Genomic DNA, 15623 nt, shown 5'->3' on the forward strand with positions numbered 1-15623 from the left:
ACTAAAAATTGGAAAGATATATAGTTGCTTTACCTTAGAGTTTTTTTTGTTATGATGTGCGCACTTCCTAAAATGCGCTCATAGCTCAACTGGATAGAGTACAGGTCTCCGAAGCCTGTGGCGTGGGTTCGAGTCCCGCTGAGCGCACCATTTCACTGTTTTACCTCATCCGAATAAATACGAAAATCATTAAAAATAAACAACTTATGTTTTTATCTTGTCCGATACAGTCCGAGCATGTTTTAGGTTATTTAAGTTTTTTGCGGTAATTTTTGCGGTAATTTCAAAATTATTGCAAAGGCTTACCGTAAAAATGCCAAAAATAATTGTAAATCTGACAGATACACAGATTCGTTCAGCTGTAAATGCACATAAAAAGTTATCAACCAATGTTCAAATCAAACTAGCCGATGGTAAAGGATTGTTTTTTATCATTGATAAGAATGGTAACTCATATTGGAGGTGGGACTATGCTCGCCCAATCACTAAAAAACGTAATAGCATTTCTTTTGGAACATACCCAGAGGTATCGTTGCTAAATGCACGAGCAAAAAGAACTGAATGTCGAGAATTACTCGCCCAAAATATAGATCCAGCGGTTGTGAAGAAAAATGAAGAAGAAGCTAAATTAGGCCAAAATACTTTCGGTTTAATCGCAGATGAATATAGAAAGACAGAGGAGTTAGAGCCTAGTACTCAACGACGGAATCAATTTGTTTGGGGTAAGTTGTATTCTGCAATTGGGGATTATCCAATAGATAGTATTACTCCATCACAAATTTTAGAAGTTTGTCGTATTTACGAAAAGCAGGGTAAGACAGATTCAGCAAAGCGCATGAGAAGCAAAGCATCCCAAGTCTTCCGTTATGCGATTGCTTTAGGCTTGTGTCAATTTAACGTGGCAGATCAAATTAGTGGGATCTTAAAAGTTGGTAAAACCAAGCATAGATCAGCGATCACAGATGAGCAAAAGCTAGGACAGTTATTGAGGAATATTAATAATAGTGTTGGCCGTGGTGATATCGCGATAGATTATGCCGTGAAAATATTACCTCATGTTTTTGTGCGTCCAGGAGAATTAAGAGGAGCGAAGTGGGCAGACATTGATTTTGAAAATCGAGTTTGGAAATACACCCCTTCAAAGACAAAGAATCAAACGGCATTACAGCATATTGTTCCTTTGTCAGATCAAGTTATGACCTTGTTCAAAGAATTGCACCAGATAACAGGTTATACGGAGTATTGCTTTGTGTCGATGCGAGATCAGTCTAAAACGATTAGCGAGTCAACTATTAACAAACGATTAAAGCAATATGGTTTTGAAAATGGTGAAACGACAGGTCATGGCTTTAGAGCGACTGCCAGAACTCTATTAGATGAAGTATTAAAGTTTCCTATCGAACGGATTGAACAGCAACTTGCTCATCAGGTTCGTGATATGCATGGAAGAGCATACAACCGTACAAAATACTTAGAAGAACGTACGGTTATGATGCAAGCATGGTCTGATTATTTAGATAAGTTAATGTATAAGACTGTGGACTGATCAGTAAGCTTAAATGTAGCAAGCGAATTCAGTTTCCGCCATCTCCGCCAAATATTCAAATAAGCCCCTGTTTTTACAGGGGCTTATTTTTTGTCTATGTGCTTACCCCTCAATATGCTCCACATCAAAATGTAGATTTTTGCCTCGACGTATTTCAATGCTTCTAAGCCATGTATATGTTGCCACTTTGATAGCATTTCTTGTACTAGTAGAGCCACCGTATGTATTGAGCTTAGACATAAGTTCTCTTTTTTCAGATTCAGTCAAGGGTCTGGCATGAGTTACTTCTGGCTGCTTTATGTAGCTTCTAAGGATGTAGGTAGGGTCAATAGAAATACGTTTTGTGATAATGGCATATTCCATGACTTCACCTATTATTTGCCTAACAAAAATTCCCTTAACTTCCCCTGTACCTCTTCCTGATTTTTTGATTCTTGCCATAGTGCTATCAAGAACATTTTTAATATCAATCGAGTCGATCTCATGAATAGGTTTATTACCGATAAGAGGATAAACATCCTTCTCAAAATAACTGCTGCGGCGTTGTTCCCATTCCTTTGATTGTTGAGTTTTTCGAGAATTCATAAATTCGTTGGCGACTAAAAGGAATGTACCATTATTTGCTTTGATTGCTTCAAGGCGTTCTTTTTTCTGGTGGCTTATTGGGTCTACTCCTTTAGCGAGTTGTTCTCGATATTCCATTGTTTTCAAGCGAGCGTATGCTAAAGTAATTTCGGGATATTGACCGATTGTGAGCATTTTGGCTTTAGTAAGAAATCGGTAGCGATAACGCCAGAATTTGCTACCAGACGGGCGGATTTCTATACAGAGTCCTGAGTGATCAGCCACGCGGTATAATTCTTCACGTGGCTTTAAGCTTTTGATTTTAAGATCGTTTAGCATGTGATGTGAGTAACGGTATTTTAGAAAGTGCTTACTCACAAAAATTGGTAATTGCATGTATCACATTGTTATGGAAAGTTAGAATAAAAATATATTTAAATCAATTGGATAGGTTGTAATGTAATTTGTATTTAGTGAAGGTTAGATTATTAATTGGCATGATGTAAGGCATTACATCTCGTCTAAATTAAAAAAGTCCGTATCCAATGCCAGTCAGTTTAATTGACTGGCATTTATATTTGATTAGAAAAAATGCAGTGATATCTCCATTTGGTGATGTAGAATCTTAAATACAGATGATAAATTGAATTTTTTCTAAATTTAGATGATCGGGGAGTTATATGAGATATCTTTCAAGGGTTTTAGTTGTATTGGTGGGGATTGCTTTAACAGCCTGTCAAGCAACATTAGGTGTTCATGAGCGGAAAGCTCCTACAATATCGCAATCACTTAATTTGAATATTACTAAAGAACAGCCTTTAGAAATCTATTTTCAAAAATTATCCAGTCACAGTTATGTAAATGCTGACATTAGAGCATGGGAAGCCACACAATTATTTTCTTCAGTCAAACGTACAAACTTAGATCAGCCATCTACTCATGGATACTTTTTAAGAGTGGCTTGTCAACAAGATCGTTGGAGTGAGGATTCTGGATTTCTTACAGGTTTTTTATGGTTAATCACCGCAGGAACATTCCCTGCAAATGATGAAACTTCGGAAGAAAGCTGTAAGCTCACGATGTATGAAAATGGGATGCAGATTGCATCAACAACTGCTTATTTGGATTATCGAATCGTGAGCAATGGTTGGCTCGTTATACCGTATCTTTTTGCAAGTAAAAGTATGAATGAAACCCATGCGCAGACCTCAGCTAATATCCGGGTCCGTAAAGTAATGTCTGTTTTAACGCAGGGAGCTCCATAATGTCTCGTCATTTGATGATAATGATCATATTTATGGGACTTGTGGGATGTACAAGTAATACATCTCCGCCTCCCATTCCTCAATTTACTTTACAAAATAAGCAAAAAGATGTAGATGGCTATTATAAATACGCAACGTATTGGTTTAGGGGGCAACTCAAAGATGGTATTCCCCATGGTAAAGGAAGCTGTCGTACGCTCTATTTAACAGAATTGGGTAAATCTGAATGGATCAATAGTTCTTGTGAATTTAAAGCTGGTCAACGTGTAGATGACTGGCATAAGCAACGTCTAGAGCGCAGCTTAGCGTTGACGAATGCAGAGCGACAAAATGAGTTACGTGTAGAAAGTGAAAGAAAAGCACGTGAAATACAACAGCGACGCGAAGCAGCGGCTGAAAGACAAGCAAATCAACAGATGTGGGCAAATGCTGCACTTCATGGTTTAAATACTTTGAATAGTACAATGCAACAAGCTGAAAATGACCGTATTCGTTTTAATGCTCGTATCTCTAAGACGATAAGTAATGCTCAGCAACAACGACAGCATATGGAGCAAGTAAATCAAACAAGGAGTACTTCGTCTAATGCATTTTCTTCACAAAAAAGTAGCAGTATTGATAAATCAAAAGAAGGTGTGAAAAAAGATGAACAAGAGCTTTTGAAGAAACAAGAACAACAGCGCAAACAAGAGGCTGAACAGAAACAGCAGGCTTTAGTCAAAAAACAGGAGGAAGAAAAACGCCAAAAAGAGCTTGAGCGTAAAAAACAGGAAGACTTAAGATTAGCCGCAGAAGCTCAGAAAAAACAGCAGGCGGAAAATTATAATCGTGCTATTCGAGCAGGAACACGAGTTGGGGCAATCAGTTGTCACGGTGGAAAAAGTACACGTATTGTAGGAGTACTTGGCAAAGCACAACGCCCTAAACATGTCTATAATGCTTGTAGGTTACAGGAAGTACGCTATCGTTGTCCTTCCGAGTCAAATTGGCGACATACCTCTAGGTCTGATTGGTTATTGAACAATGCCTGTATCGGCGTAGGGGATGATGTGACTGTCAATGTCAGTTGTCCAGCTGAGCAATTGATTGTTCAGGCAACACGCTTTAGTTGTGATGTAAAATAATTATACTAATTTTCACCTAAACCAGAATATCTACAAATGATAAATCATGGTTTTAATTTTGTTTTAAATGACATTTTATGTCAGATTCTTCCTCTCTCATCAGCCACCTTATTATTATCTAGATAGTATGGTGGCTTTATTTATTGGATTTTTATTTTAAACACTCTTAGAGTTGTGTTGTGTATTCCACATTTTTTTGACTTTCCACCAAATATCCCACATTCTCTAAAATAACAAAAAGTAATAATCTTATTGAAAAGATAAGAGATTTAATTTTTATGGTGGGGATATGGTAGAACAGGAAAGTAAACTGATCGGTATGATCTATGATGCCGCATTGGATGAAACACGATGGTCGGATGTGTTAGCGGAGCTTGTGGTGTATACGGAAAGCAAGACAGCGATTTTTGTATCTCTTGATCAACTTAATCCTGAGTATGATTTTGTTTATAGCCATCAAATTCCAGAAGTGGGTTTAGCCGCTTATCAGGATGAGCGTGTCAAAGTGATTGATATGCGACTGCATACACCATTATGGCAAGAAGTCGGGGTGGGTGGAGTTATTAATATGGATTTAAGTGGCTATGCCTCGATGCCACAAAGTTCAGATGAGTTTATTTTCTATGATAAATGTTTAAAACCTACTGAGGTTTACTATATTACAGCAGTTTTATTTGATCTTTATTAATACTTTATTAGACAGATATAGAAATGAGTATGCTCTTCATAGAATGATCTTAAACTCTTAGCCTGTGTCAAACTTTCTTCTAAACACACTTTTCTTAATTAGGTTGCGTGGCGCTCTTAAAGCTAGTTGGGGATAAAACATATCATTGATCTAAATTCTTTTGGGGCTTAAGCCATTTTAAGAAGTCGCTGTATTGAATCATACGCACATTTTTAACTTACTCTGAGTGATCACTCGCATCATCCACAAAAGGGTATTGTTGCATATCATGATGTAGAAGGTCGGGGGCAACTAGTCTGTCATTACAAATCTATTCCTATAAAACTATAATTTATTACTTGGAATTTAAATAGACATAAATTGGATTTGATGAATTATTCTATTGGAATTAATGTATTAATATATTGGAATTTTAATCTTTATAAGAAGGTGGTGTAAGTTTATACCTCTTTAAATACCACGATTTTAGTATTATATTGGCTTTTCATATCTATTTATTTGACTTGGTGTATTTTATTTTTAAGATAATTAATCAATTGTATTGAATGAAGAGGTGTCTGAAGTGCATACGAACAAGCTAAAAAATGATGATAATAAAGTTGTGAGTCGCGATTCAGATGTGGATTTGATTAGTAATGAAGATCTTTTTCTTCTCCTAAAAAAAAGATACAACCAAAAATGGATAAACTATAAAGAACATGGCAAAGAGATTTCAGAGGGCATTTTTTACGAAACAATATGTCTGTTAGAAAATCTAGAACGTCAACTTGGCTTAGTTTATGAGCGAGCTTATCCGACAAGGGATGAGTTTTTATCTGCTCAAGAACATGGTGATCAGCAAAGACTAAATCAGATTATAACGTTTTATGAGGATTTACGTGTTGAGCGTGATTTAATCAAATATGCACAGCCAACGCACAATTTTAGTAAGAATGTAGCATCCTATATCGCGTACCTTGAGAGGTATCCTGATACTCTTTTTTGGAAAAGGGGACAAAGATGGCAAGTTGAAACATTTCCCTATGAAGCTATTTTTGATTTCTTCGAAAAGTATTTGAGTGTTTTACATGTAGGGCAGACTGAGCCAAAAGAACTTGCTGAATCAGAAAATATTGATTCCGAGGTAGCCACCTGTCTTACCGAAGAACTAACTTTGGGTGTTTATAAGCAATTTGATGAGGGGGTAAGACAATTTAACGAGTTTCTAGCAATCCATAAGTCTTCAAGGGTGATGTGTTTTGAGATCACCTTGACGCCACAGGAACATACAATTGGTAGAAAGTGGCAGGCTTTAAGTAGAAAGCGAATCGAATTACGAGGTTGTTTTCGTCTACTGGTTGAAAGGTATGGGTTGCTTGCTGAATATTCTCGTATTGAGATAGGGATAAATTCAAGTCTTGTGTTGCAGTGGATATTATTATTTAAAAATCAAAAGCTGGATTCAAGAAAGATACGAGCCGTTATACAGAAAGATTTAGAATTACAGATGGATGCAGATGAGCATTTGGGTAATAAGCCGTTTAAAGTTGATATACAAGATTTAGGCCGTTTAATTCAATCATTGGATCCTAGATATAAAGAGGTTATTAAGGCACGTTCTAGGTTTGAAAGAAAGGCATTTGAATATTGGGTGCTTGGCTACTTCTACCGTGTCGATTCTTTCCTTAAACCTGATTTGGTGCGGGTAGCGGATAGTATTTACGTAGATAAATATCTAGAACATCCAGTTTCACTCATGGCAATTAAAAGATCTTCAAGTAATGACCACAATGTCAATCTTCTGCAGGATCGGGAGAAGATCGAAGCGTGTGTTGAAAAAATTGATGATTTTATTGATTTGGACTTCAGTGTAGAAGCTAAGCAGATTTGGAAAAATAATAACTTACCGAAACAAGCCAAAGATGATTTAAAGCTGTTAGCATTAGTTTATTCACAATACAAAAACATGTTGCCTTTTGGGTGGAGAGAGCAAGAGAATTGTGTACAGTTATTTGTGTCTATTGAGCACTTCATGCGGTTGGTTCAGTACAACCCAGTTCAGATATTGATTGAAGAATACTTGCCACAAAGTCAGATTGAAAAAGCTCCATTGAAATGTTTATCTCAATTGGCAAAGCAGTATTTGCATATTGCACAGCAGTTAAAGCAACTGGGTCTTAACTTAATAGAAAAATTAGAAAAATTAGAAAAATTAGAAAAATTAGAAAAATTAGAAAAATTAGAAAAATTAGATTTTATTGGATGGCGGGTAAGAATATTTCTGCGACTATTCATTAGGAATCGATGGAATTTTAAAATCAATAGGGATGGCATAGCAGATTTGAAGTTTTGCCTAGATAGTTTTAAAAATCTAGACAATTATATTGCAGGCGATTTAAAAGGAGGGCCTTCTTTTTTTGATATTGAAAAACAAGAGATCGTGAGTGTTAAACGAAATAAAGCTAAAGCAAAAGACTATTTAAATCAAACAATCAGGCAAGATGTATTCGCTTTTCGATTGAAATTTTCTTATCAACCGAATAACGATTTTACTACAGAGGACAACATTACTGCATTCAATGCATTGCTTACAGACTTCTTAAAAAACCTGAAGCGAACTAGAAAAATAAGTGGTGAGAGTCTAGTTGCTTATGTTGGTACACGTATGTTTATAGACGGAGTACTGAATACTGATATTACATTGATTTTTAATGCTCAGACATTGTCCGATTATGATGAACAGAAAAATGAAGAATGCATTAAGCAATCCAGAACAAAAGTAATTGAGTACTGGGGCAAGTACATCTCTATAAAAAAGGAGAAGATTTCTAAAAGAAAAAAAGGATCATTAGACACTAGCCCCAATTACTTAAAACTTTTCATAAATGAAAATCTCAAAATTAGCCAAAGCGCTATGATTACCTCCTTACCCCGATCGCTAGATTTTTTACACATCAAGCATTATGACAGTAAAAAATTACAAACTTTCAAATCTGAGCTTGCTGATTGTTATTCAGCACATGGACTGTTGTGTAGATGGGAATTTAACTTACTAGAAAATCTGGATTCGACTGATAAAGGTTATAGGAGTAGAAGCTTGGATCAGTTTTTGAAAGGGCATGTAGTTTCAGAAAAGCCCAAACAACCAAAAACTAAACAGGGGGATATTTTGACTCAGTCGAAGATGAAAGAAACTGTGGGGCTTGATGAAGAATATGTTGATCATGAGGCGCAAGTGGTCTCTATGGAAGAATTGAGCTCTAAATTTATTCAACGGGCTATAGATGCATTTGATAGCATTAAATAATGACACCTAGTTAACAATGCATTAGAAAAATAGTATTGAGTCTGAAAATGGAATCTTATTATTAGTTTACAGAACTCTCTGATTATTTGAGCGAAATCAGCTCAGTCTAATCATTGAGGTGCATTCATAATGAATACATTTGTTGGTGAAACCTTTACCATGCATCAGATTATCAACCTAAAGCAAGTTGTGTTCTTTACTGGTATTAGTCGTGCCACAATTTACAAGCTTATAAACGTTAAGATGGAGTGTTATGATACAACATTTCCAAAGCCTGTACATTTAACAACTGGTCGAGTTGGTTGGTCAGCATTAGAAGGACATCAGTGGATTGAAAGCAAGTTGAATAGCCGTTGAGTACGAGTATATGGGAGCTTTGGCTCCCTTCATTCTATTTATAAGTTTCTGGCAGGAGATAACTTCCGCTTCCATATTGTTAAGGGAATAGTTTCAAAACAGGATTTATAGCACCTACTGCGCTGTTCCTATGGGAGTATATTTCAATGGACGAGATGAAATGCAGGCTAAGTGCCTATTCTTATATTTGGTCCATGTGCGTTTGCTTAGTAGGTTATTAATATTATTGTATTTAATTGTATTTATAATACATGTACTTAATTAAGTTAATAGTACTTATAGTTATATTTATAACATATACAAAATTAATAGAGTTTATATAAGTATGATTGATTAAGTTTATTGTTTGAACAGTGCTATGACTGTTCTTATGGAGATTAGTAAATCTTCTGCATTCATTAGCAATGGCTAGTATTTAGTAAAAAGCGTATAAACAATTTTAAGAAACATAATTATCTAGAAATACTAATAGCGGTAAACATTCTAGGACTCTCTGTAATATAAAACATATTTCACTTCTCTTATGTAGCGTCATATCACATAGGAGATTTTACCATGGCAAACTTTTCAACTTGTAATCATTCAAAGCTATTCATTGACATAGAAGATTTTGTTGAGAAAACCATTTATCACTCTGGCAACATAGGCTGGGAAGGTTTTAAGCAAGAACTCGAATTTCTTATAAACGAAATAGATTTTGAATATGATGATAACCTTTGGTATTCCGCCTATATCCAAGCCATTCTTCAGCTAAAGAAGCAAAACACCATTAATGGAAAAGTTGACTATGAACAACTTTATCAGATGAAGTTTGAAGATGTTCAGGCATTTTTTACTACATTCGTAAGACAGCGTGAGGTTGAGAGAAAAAACTTCTATCAGGCTGAAGAACGTAATCGTGAACAGTTACTTAAGCATATTGATAATTTAACTCAACATTATAGCAAGCTCTTGTTTGTTAGGGTTGATTTAGCCTATATAAAAGAAAAACATGCTGACATTGATATTCGCCTATTTAGGGATGATGTACAAAAATTAATAGGATATATTCAGGATGGGGATAGGTGTTTTAGTGATCTAGAGGGTTATGCATGGGCATTAGAGCAAGGAGAGGAAAAGGGCTACCATTGCCATCTCTTGATGATTTATAACGGTGCAGTGAAAAAGCAAGATTATTACTATGCAAATGAAGTCATTGAGCGCTGGAAGCAGATAACGAAACAGGATGGCTATGGCTTTAATTGCAATAGTACGGAGCATAAAGAGCAGTTCAGAAAGTCGGGGAAGCTAGGCATTGGGATGATTTACCGAAATGATCTAAGATCGGTTGAGAATGCGAAGCATGTATGTTCCTACTTGGTAAATCCTGAAAAGGACAAACAGTATTTACGGGTTAAACCCTTGAGAATGCGTACCTTTGGTATGAGTAAATATCGTCGTAGTGATCGTAGATATCGAGAACGTACATCATTTAGAAATAATTTTGAATATATATCATCTAGATGAGAAACATCTTCTCTTTCAAGGCTTATCCAGTGATAAGCCTTTTTTCTTTTATAGAGGTATATCTAATGCAAATTAACTGTCCATACTGCCATTCAGAGCATGTTGTCCGTGCCATGCCACAACCTTCAAATTATCCTTCGCAAAATATTTTCTCATCCAATGCATCATTTGCCACAATCGGAGCGACCCTCTCCAAAAGCTTACCGATCTCACCATTAGTCGGAGGTATTGCAGGCATTGTTGTTGGTGGGTTGTTAGATAATGTATTGGGGAGTCAATCTACAGCAGTGACACAGTCTTATTTTCATTGCCAAGATTGTGGACAAAAGTTTTACTAAACTAAAAAACATGGGAGCAATACCACTCCCATGTTGCTAACGTGACTTTGGTTTTTTTAAGGCTTAAAGATCCAGTCACCTTGATCTGTTGAAATGGTCACTTCAATAATTTTATTTTTATTGCAATTGGCATCCACTGAAATCCAGTTGCCAAAAGTGACTTTGCGAGGACTATTCATTTTTGCGTAAAGCGGACAGTTTCCACGATTTAAATGAACGTCTTGTACCGTTACTTCATCCACCACAGATTGAATTTTGAGAATCGACATAAAGTTATGAGCAGGATTGGGCTCAAGGCTAATTTTAATAGGTGATTCTTTGGGAATAGTTTGTGATGAATGATCTCCTGAATATTCAGTCTGATCATCTACAGCATTAAAGCAACTACCTTGAAGTCCGATACCAATGTCATTGGTGTCAATATTCCACGATATTTCAGATTGATCACAGCCCAGAATTTGCCCTGAACTATTTTCTTTAAATCTTAAACTGCTTGAATAGAGATAAAGACCTTGATCATCTCGACGAAGATATTGCACATTGAGAAGAGGTAAAGCGGTATAAGTATTGGCAAATTCAGAATCAAGCAATGTTTGTAGCTCAGCTTGAGCATAGCTTTCGATTGCCATTATTCCTAATTTAGAATGTTTGATTCCCGATGGTGGTGTAGGCTCACTATTTTGTTGTGCCTGTGTGTCTACTTGATCATTCGTTGTATCTTTTTGTTGGCAACCGAATAATGCCAAACAGACGATCAAACTAGGGAATAGAATTCTTTTTTTCATGCTGAAATCCTTGAATTAGTAATATAAAGAATCGTGTTTTAGTTTTTAGGTGATTCACCATATTGATTTGAATCTGTAGTGCCTTCTTGAGTCGCCCAAAACAAAAGCCACAAGATGCCAATGATGGGAATAAAGACCAAGAGCATCCACCAGCCTGAACGACCGATGTCATGCAAACGTCTTACACTGACAGCAAGGTTTGGAATGAAAGTAATGAGCATTGCCAAAGTGGCTAAGCTATCGCTAAACAGACTAAGCAAAAGACTGAGCAATACACAAAAGAGTTCGAAATACCAAAACTCACGACGACGTGCACGGCCTTTGAAATCAGCAAACTTTTTAAAGCAGGTGATGATGGCTTGACGATAATGATGTTCAGACTGTTCAAATTTAGCCAACAACGATGGGTTTGATTGACTAGATTCATGTTGTTGAAGCGTATTATTTGAGTTGGATGCAAGGGGGTGAGATGCATGGCTCGGTTGTTGCTGATGGAGATCCAGATAAATGGCAGTTGCTTGATGTTCTGAGTTGATTTCAAAATCTACCGATAGTCCACGTACTGGAGCAAGAGAATCCTTCCATTCATGAATATCGAATGTATAGCGTTGTTGATTGTCGCCAAGAATTAGACCTGTTTGATCTTGTACTGAAAAATCTAAAATCTTACCTTTCATTATTGTGTCCTCATTATTTATAAATATTGATGTAAAAGCGTGTTAAAAATTAAAAGTAAATTCACCTTGATTAGTCTTAACGGTGACTTCTCTGACTTGCTCAATGTTGCAATCGATCACACTTTGAAAGCTTTGCCCAAACTTCAGTGTGGACATGCGTTTTCTCCACGAAGATAAAGGACATTGCCCACGATTAATGACAATGTTTTCTACAGTGACTTGATCTGTAGTTGCTTGAATAATCACGGAATTGAAATAAGCAGGGGTATAGGGGTTGTTGGGGATATGGAATTGATTCGGCATGAGGTCAAGACGTACAGATACAGGTAAAGATGAATCTGAATGACATGCACTTATCCCAACGAAGATGAGCAGTAAAAAGCAAAATTTTTTCATGACAAAACACTCATACCTTACTGAAAAGAAGGCTAAGTTAAAAAGTAATCACCAAAAAATGTGGGTGAATGTAATTATTTTGATTTGCGTGAATAGACACCCATACAAAAGCGTTGGGTATTCATTCGTTGCAATGAAGGCGAGGGATATAAATAAGAAAAATTGGTCATGGTTGACTCCTTGGAATTAAGAAGTTCTACCGAATCACTGTCAATTGATTATGGTGGCAGAACGAAAGAGGGTTGACAGACTGGGATCCAAGGAACCAGCACACCCGTAGGTGTCCCCCTTCCGTCCTACCATTAAGAAAAAAGGGAGACGAGAGGATTCCCAAAAAATAACAAGGGTTATTTCTTGCCTGGATCTACGGTCTGTCAAAACCGACTGGCAATGTAGGCCAGCGCTAGAATCATAATCGTTGAAAGGGTTTAGGTCAATTTGACCGAGCTAAACTTTAAGCTGAATTTTAAACAAATGTATCCATCAATTATAAAAAAATAGAGATATATAACATCTAAATGAATCTTTTGTAGATTTCACAGTGATTGAATATCTACATGTCCAAATTTGGTCTGCTTCCCCAGCAGGCCTTTTTTTATGCAGCTGAAGATTGCACAAATATAGAGGTTAAAATCATGGCACATCAATTAGAACAAATGGCCTATGTGGGCGAAACCCCTTGGCATGGCTTAGGAAATCAACTCAGTCCAAATCAGCCACTCGAGGTTTGGGCTCAACAAGCAGGCATGGAGTGGCGCATCGAATCATCCAATGTCAGTTACATGGCTCAGAATGAACGTGGTCAAAGCATCATCATGCCCTTTGAAGAACAACGTGTGCTGTATCGCTCAGATACTCATGCACCGTTATCTGTGGTCAGTCAGCGTTATCAGGAAGTACAACCTAAAGAAATTCTGGAGTTCTACCGTGATCTGACTGAACAATCTGGCTTTGAGTTAGAAACAGCAGGCGTGCTGAAAGGTGGTAAGAAGTTCTGGGCTTTAGCACGTACTGGTCAAAGCACAGCGTTGAAAGGAAAGGATGTTAGTAATGGCTATGTGCTCCTTGCCTCTGCATGTGATGGTACGCTAGCAACTACAGCACAATTCACCAGTATTCGAGTCGTGTGTAATAACACTTTGGCAATTGCCCTTAAAGGAGCATCAGCCAGTGCTGGTGTGATTAAAGTCCCGCACAGTACTAAGTTTGATGCTGAGAAGGTCAAACAGCAATTGGGTATTTCAGTGCGTGCATGGGATGAGCACATGTATGAAATGAAACAACTCACACAACGTAAGGTTAGTCAGCAAGAAGCGAAGGCTTATTTTGATGCTGTGTTCAACAATAGCACTATGTCAATTGCTGATCCTGAAGAGAACATCATTCAGTTCTATCGTCAGGTGGCTCAAAATGCCGAAGCGCAAAACAAAGCTGAACCAAATGGTAAAGCTATGGCGAAAGCTTTGGAGATGTTCAATGGTCAAGGTCGAGGTGCTGAGCTATCTTCTGCTAAAGGGACGGCTTATGGTTTGTTGTGTTCAATGACAGAATTTGTTGATCATGAACGTCGTGCCATGAGTAACGATCATCGTTTGAATTCTGCATGGTTTGGCGCAGGCGCAGGTCTTAAACAACGTGGACTAGAACAAGCTCTGTGCTTGATAGCCTAAGCTCATGTAATCGTAACCCCGCAAGTCTCAACAATCGCTGAGTACAGCACACACTTAACTTTCCCTACTTTCAACTCACAATCAACAATCTGAATCAGCATACATATCGCCATACCTGACCTCGTGTCAGGTATGGCTTTTTTATGCGTTTCTTTTTTACAAAAACTGAAATTTATAAGGATAGAACTATGAACCAAATCGCACCGATTTCAAATCAGCCTGTACAGGTAGGTGTTCAAACAGCATTAAAACCATTAACCACAACCAAGCGAGCTAACACTGCAAAACGCTTGGTCAATACCAAAGATATGGCGTATCAAGATTGGCTTGAAGTCCGTAAGCAAGGGATTGGCAGTAGTGATGCAGCGACAGCCTGTGGCTTAAATCCTTATATGTCGATGCTAGAACTGTGGCTGATTAAAACAGGTCGTCAAACTCAGTCCATTGAAGATGAAAGCTCAGGTGTTGCACCACTGTACTGGGGCAAACAGCTTGAACCATTGGTGGCTGAGTATTACAGCATGCACACCAACAATAAGGTACGTCGAGTCAATGCAGTTTTACAGCACCCTGATCCTGATAAGCACTTTATGCAGGCAAACTTGGATTACTCCGTTGTCGGAAGTGATGAAATCCAAATCCTTGAATGTAAAACAGCAGGGGAACATGGGGCAAAGCTGTGGCGTGATGGTGTACCACTCTATGTGCTTTGTCAGGTGCAGCACCAATTGGCTGTGACAGGAAAACAGGCAGCCCATGTTTGCGTGTTGCTCTGTGGGCATGAAACTAAAATCTTTAAAGTGACACGTTCTGAGTCTGTGATTCAGCACATCATCAACGCGGAACGTTACTTCTGGGAATGTGTGGAAAAGGACACGCCACCTTCAGTGGATGCAAGTGCGTCGGCAGCCAAGGCATTATTACAGCTTTATCCACAACATATCCCTTTAAGCGTTGAAGATTTATCTCAGAATGAAGAGGCGAATCAAATCTTTGAAAGTCTGCTCAAAGAAAAGCAATGCCTTGAAAAACATCAAAACATCTTTGATGAACTGAAACATCAAATTCAGATGCTGATGAAGGAAGCAGAGCGTGCAACCTTTAAACGTGGCTCTGTGGTCTGGAAGAAAGCCAAAGATTCCACAAGTTTAGATTTAAAAGCATTGCTGAAACATCAGCCTGATTTGATTCAACAATATCCACTGCAAAAGTTTGGCAGTCGTCGCTTCAACATCTATATCGATTAAGCCTACCTTATTCATCTCATTAAAAATGCACAAAAATCGCTCCCCGCTCTCTACAACATGTGTAGAGAGCAAATCGGTCGCGATTTTTGCAGTCAACACTCGCTTTTTAGTAATTATGTCTACTTTCTAGCAGTCGTTGAAACTTACATATAAGAACCCAACGCCTTAAAGATT

At 37.5% G+C, this 15623-nt stretch carries 13 protein-coding genes, 1 tRNA gene and 1 pseudogene; 11 read left to right on the forward strand and 4 right to left on the reverse strand.

The window, feature by feature from the left end:
* Positions 1 to 74 precede the first annotated feature (74 nt).
* A tRNA-Arg gene (locus tag BMW42_RS00810) sits at positions 75 to 150 on the forward strand.
* 163 nt (positions 151 to 313) lie between these two features.
* Positions 314 to 1546: a tyrosine-type recombinase/integrase gene (locus BMW42_RS00815; protein WP_092766035.1), complete on the forward strand. Its 1233-nt coding sequence runs from the start codon at positions 314 to 316 to the stop codon at positions 1544 to 1546.
* Positions 1547 to 1663: 117 nt separating this feature from the next.
* Here BMW42_RS00815 and BMW42_RS00820 read toward each other — a convergent pair.
* Positions 1664 to 2449: pseudogene (locus tag BMW42_RS00820) on the reverse strand (tyrosine-type recombinase/integrase); the annotation flags it as partial.
* A 341-nt stretch (positions 2450 to 2790) separates the two neighbouring features.
* Between BMW42_RS00820 and BMW42_RS00825 the strand changes: the two are divergent.
* From BMW42_RS00825 to BMW42_RS00855, 7 genes are all read left to right on the forward strand, one after another.
* Positions 2791 to 3375, forward strand: coding sequence for a hypothetical protein (locus BMW42_RS00825; protein WP_143047385.1), 585 nt, complete (start codon positions 2791 to 2793; stop codon positions 3373 to 3375).
* Entirely contained in the window at positions 3375 to 4499 is a 1125-nt protein-coding gene (locus BMW42_RS00830; RefSeq protein ID WP_051586599.1) for a hypothetical protein, read from the forward strand. Before BMW42_RS00825 ends, BMW42_RS00830 begins: the two co-directional genes overlap by 1 nt.
* Positions 4500 to 4788: 289 nt before the next feature.
* A complete protein-coding gene (locus tag BMW42_RS00835; protein WP_092766036.1) occupies positions 4789 to 5187 on the forward strand; it encodes a hypothetical protein in 399 nt (132 codons plus the stop codon).
* Between the two features lie 553 nt (positions 5188 to 5740).
* Positions 5741 to 8473 (forward strand): hypothetical protein, encoded by a 2733-nt coding sequence (locus BMW42_RS00840; RefSeq protein WP_092766037.1) that lies wholly within the window; start codon positions 5741 to 5743, stop codon positions 8471 to 8473.
* A 129-nt stretch (positions 8474 to 8602) separates the two neighbouring features.
* The gene (locus BMW42_RS00845) at positions 8603 to 8830 is read left to right on the forward strand and encodes an AlpA family phage regulatory protein (protein ID WP_092766038.1); all 228 of its coding nucleotides are present in this window, start codon (positions 8603 to 8605) and stop codon (positions 8828 to 8830) included.
* Positions 8831 to 9385: 555 nt separating this feature from the next.
* The gene (locus tag BMW42_RS00850) at positions 9386 to 10336 is read left to right on the forward strand and encodes a YagK/YfjJ domain-containing protein (RefSeq protein WP_092766039.1); all 951 of its coding nucleotides are present in this window, start codon (positions 9386 to 9388) and stop codon (positions 10334 to 10336) included.
* Positions 10337 to 10401: 65 nt separating this feature from the next.
* Complete coding sequence (locus BMW42_RS00855) at positions 10402 to 10674, forward strand: hypothetical protein (protein WP_092766040.1); 273 nt, start codon at positions 10402 to 10404, stop codon at positions 10672 to 10674.
* Positions 10675 to 10730: 56 nt separating this feature from the next.
* On the opposite strand, the gene BMW42_RS00860 is transcribed toward BMW42_RS00855, so the two are convergent.
* The 3 genes from BMW42_RS00860 to BMW42_RS00870 are packed head-to-tail and all read right to left on the reverse strand — an operon-like array spanning position 10731 to position 12532.
* The gene (locus tag BMW42_RS00860) at positions 10731 to 11459 is read right to left on the reverse strand and encodes a hypothetical protein (RefSeq protein ID WP_092766041.1); all 729 of its coding nucleotides are present in this window, start codon (positions 11457 to 11459) and stop codon (positions 10731 to 10733) included.
* 38 nt (positions 11460 to 11497) lie between these two features.
* Positions 11498 to 12136: a DUF805 domain-containing protein gene (locus tag BMW42_RS00865; RefSeq protein WP_092766042.1), complete on the reverse strand. Its 639-nt coding sequence runs from the start codon at positions 12134 to 12136 to the stop codon at positions 11498 to 11500.
* A gap of 42 nt (positions 12137 to 12178) precedes the next feature.
* Positions 12179 to 12532 (reverse strand): hypothetical protein, encoded by a 354-nt coding sequence (locus tag BMW42_RS00870; protein WP_092766043.1) that lies wholly within the window; start codon positions 12530 to 12532, stop codon positions 12179 to 12181.
* Between the two features lie 635 nt (positions 12533 to 13167).
* Between BMW42_RS00870 and BMW42_RS00880 the strand changes: the two genes are divergently transcribed.
* Together BMW42_RS00880 and BMW42_RS00885 are read left to right on the forward strand one after the other, a co-directional pair.
* Positions 13168 to 14202, forward strand: a complete 1035-nt coding sequence (locus BMW42_RS00880) for a DUF932 domain-containing protein (RefSeq protein WP_092766257.1) — start codon at positions 13168 to 13170, stop codon at positions 14200 to 14202.
* Between the two features lie 188 nt (positions 14203 to 14390).
* Positions 14391 to 15449, forward strand: a complete 1059-nt coding sequence (locus BMW42_RS00885) for a YqaJ viral recombinase family nuclease (protein ID WP_092766045.1) — start codon at positions 14391 to 14393, stop codon at positions 15447 to 15449.
* The last annotated feature ends 174 nt before the right edge of the window (positions 15450 to 15623 follow it).

This window comes from Acinetobacter sp. DSM 11652 (genome assembly GCF_900109815.1).
Classification (GTDB): Bacteria; Pseudomonadota; Gammaproteobacteria; order Pseudomonadales; family Moraxellaceae; genus Acinetobacter.

Excerpts from the sequence above, each read along its gene's own strand:
- BMW42_RS00815 (WP_092766035.1), top strand. The coding sequence starts at position 314 with ATGCCAAAAATAATTGTAAATCTGACAGATACACAGATTCGTTCAGCT.
- BMW42_RS00825 (WP_143047385.1), top strand. The coding sequence starts at position 2,791 with ATGAGATATCTTTCAAGGGTTTTAGTTGTATTGGTGGGGATTGCTTTA.
- BMW42_RS00830 (WP_051586599.1), top strand. The coding sequence starts at position 3,375 with ATGTCTCGTCATTTGATGATAATGATCATATTTATGGGACTTGTGGGA.
- BMW42_RS00835 (WP_092766036.1), top strand. The coding sequence starts at position 4,789 with ATGGTAGAACAGGAAAGTAAACTGATCGGTATGATCTATGATGCCGCA.
- BMW42_RS00845 (WP_092766038.1), top strand. The coding sequence starts at position 8,603 with ATGAATACATTTGTTGGTGAAACCTTTACCATGCATCAGATTATCAAC.
- BMW42_RS00850 (WP_092766039.1), top strand. The coding sequence starts at position 9,386 with ATGGCAAACTTTTCAACTTGTAATCATTCAAAGCTATTCATTGACATA.
- BMW42_RS00855 (WP_092766040.1), top strand. The coding sequence starts at position 10,402 with ATGCAAATTAACTGTCCATACTGCCATTCAGAGCATGTTGTCCGTGCC.
- BMW42_RS00860 (WP_092766041.1), bottom strand. The coding sequence starts at position 11,459 with ATGAAAAAAAGAATTCTATTCCCTAGTTTGATCGTCTGTTTGGCATTA.
- BMW42_RS00865 (WP_092766042.1), bottom strand. The coding sequence starts at position 12,136 with ATGAAAGGTAAGATTTTAGATTTTTCAGTACAAGATCAAACAGGTCTA.
- BMW42_RS00870 (WP_092766043.1), bottom strand. The coding sequence starts at position 12,532 with ATGAAAAAATTTTGCTTTTTACTGCTCATCTTCGTTGGGATAAGTGCA.
- BMW42_RS00880 (WP_092766257.1), top strand. The coding sequence starts at position 13,168 with ATGGCACATCAATTAGAACAAATGGCCTATGTGGGCGAAACCCCTTGG.
- BMW42_RS00885 (WP_092766045.1), top strand. The coding sequence starts at position 14,391 with ATGAACCAAATCGCACCGATTTCAAATCAGCCTGTACAGGTAGGTGTT.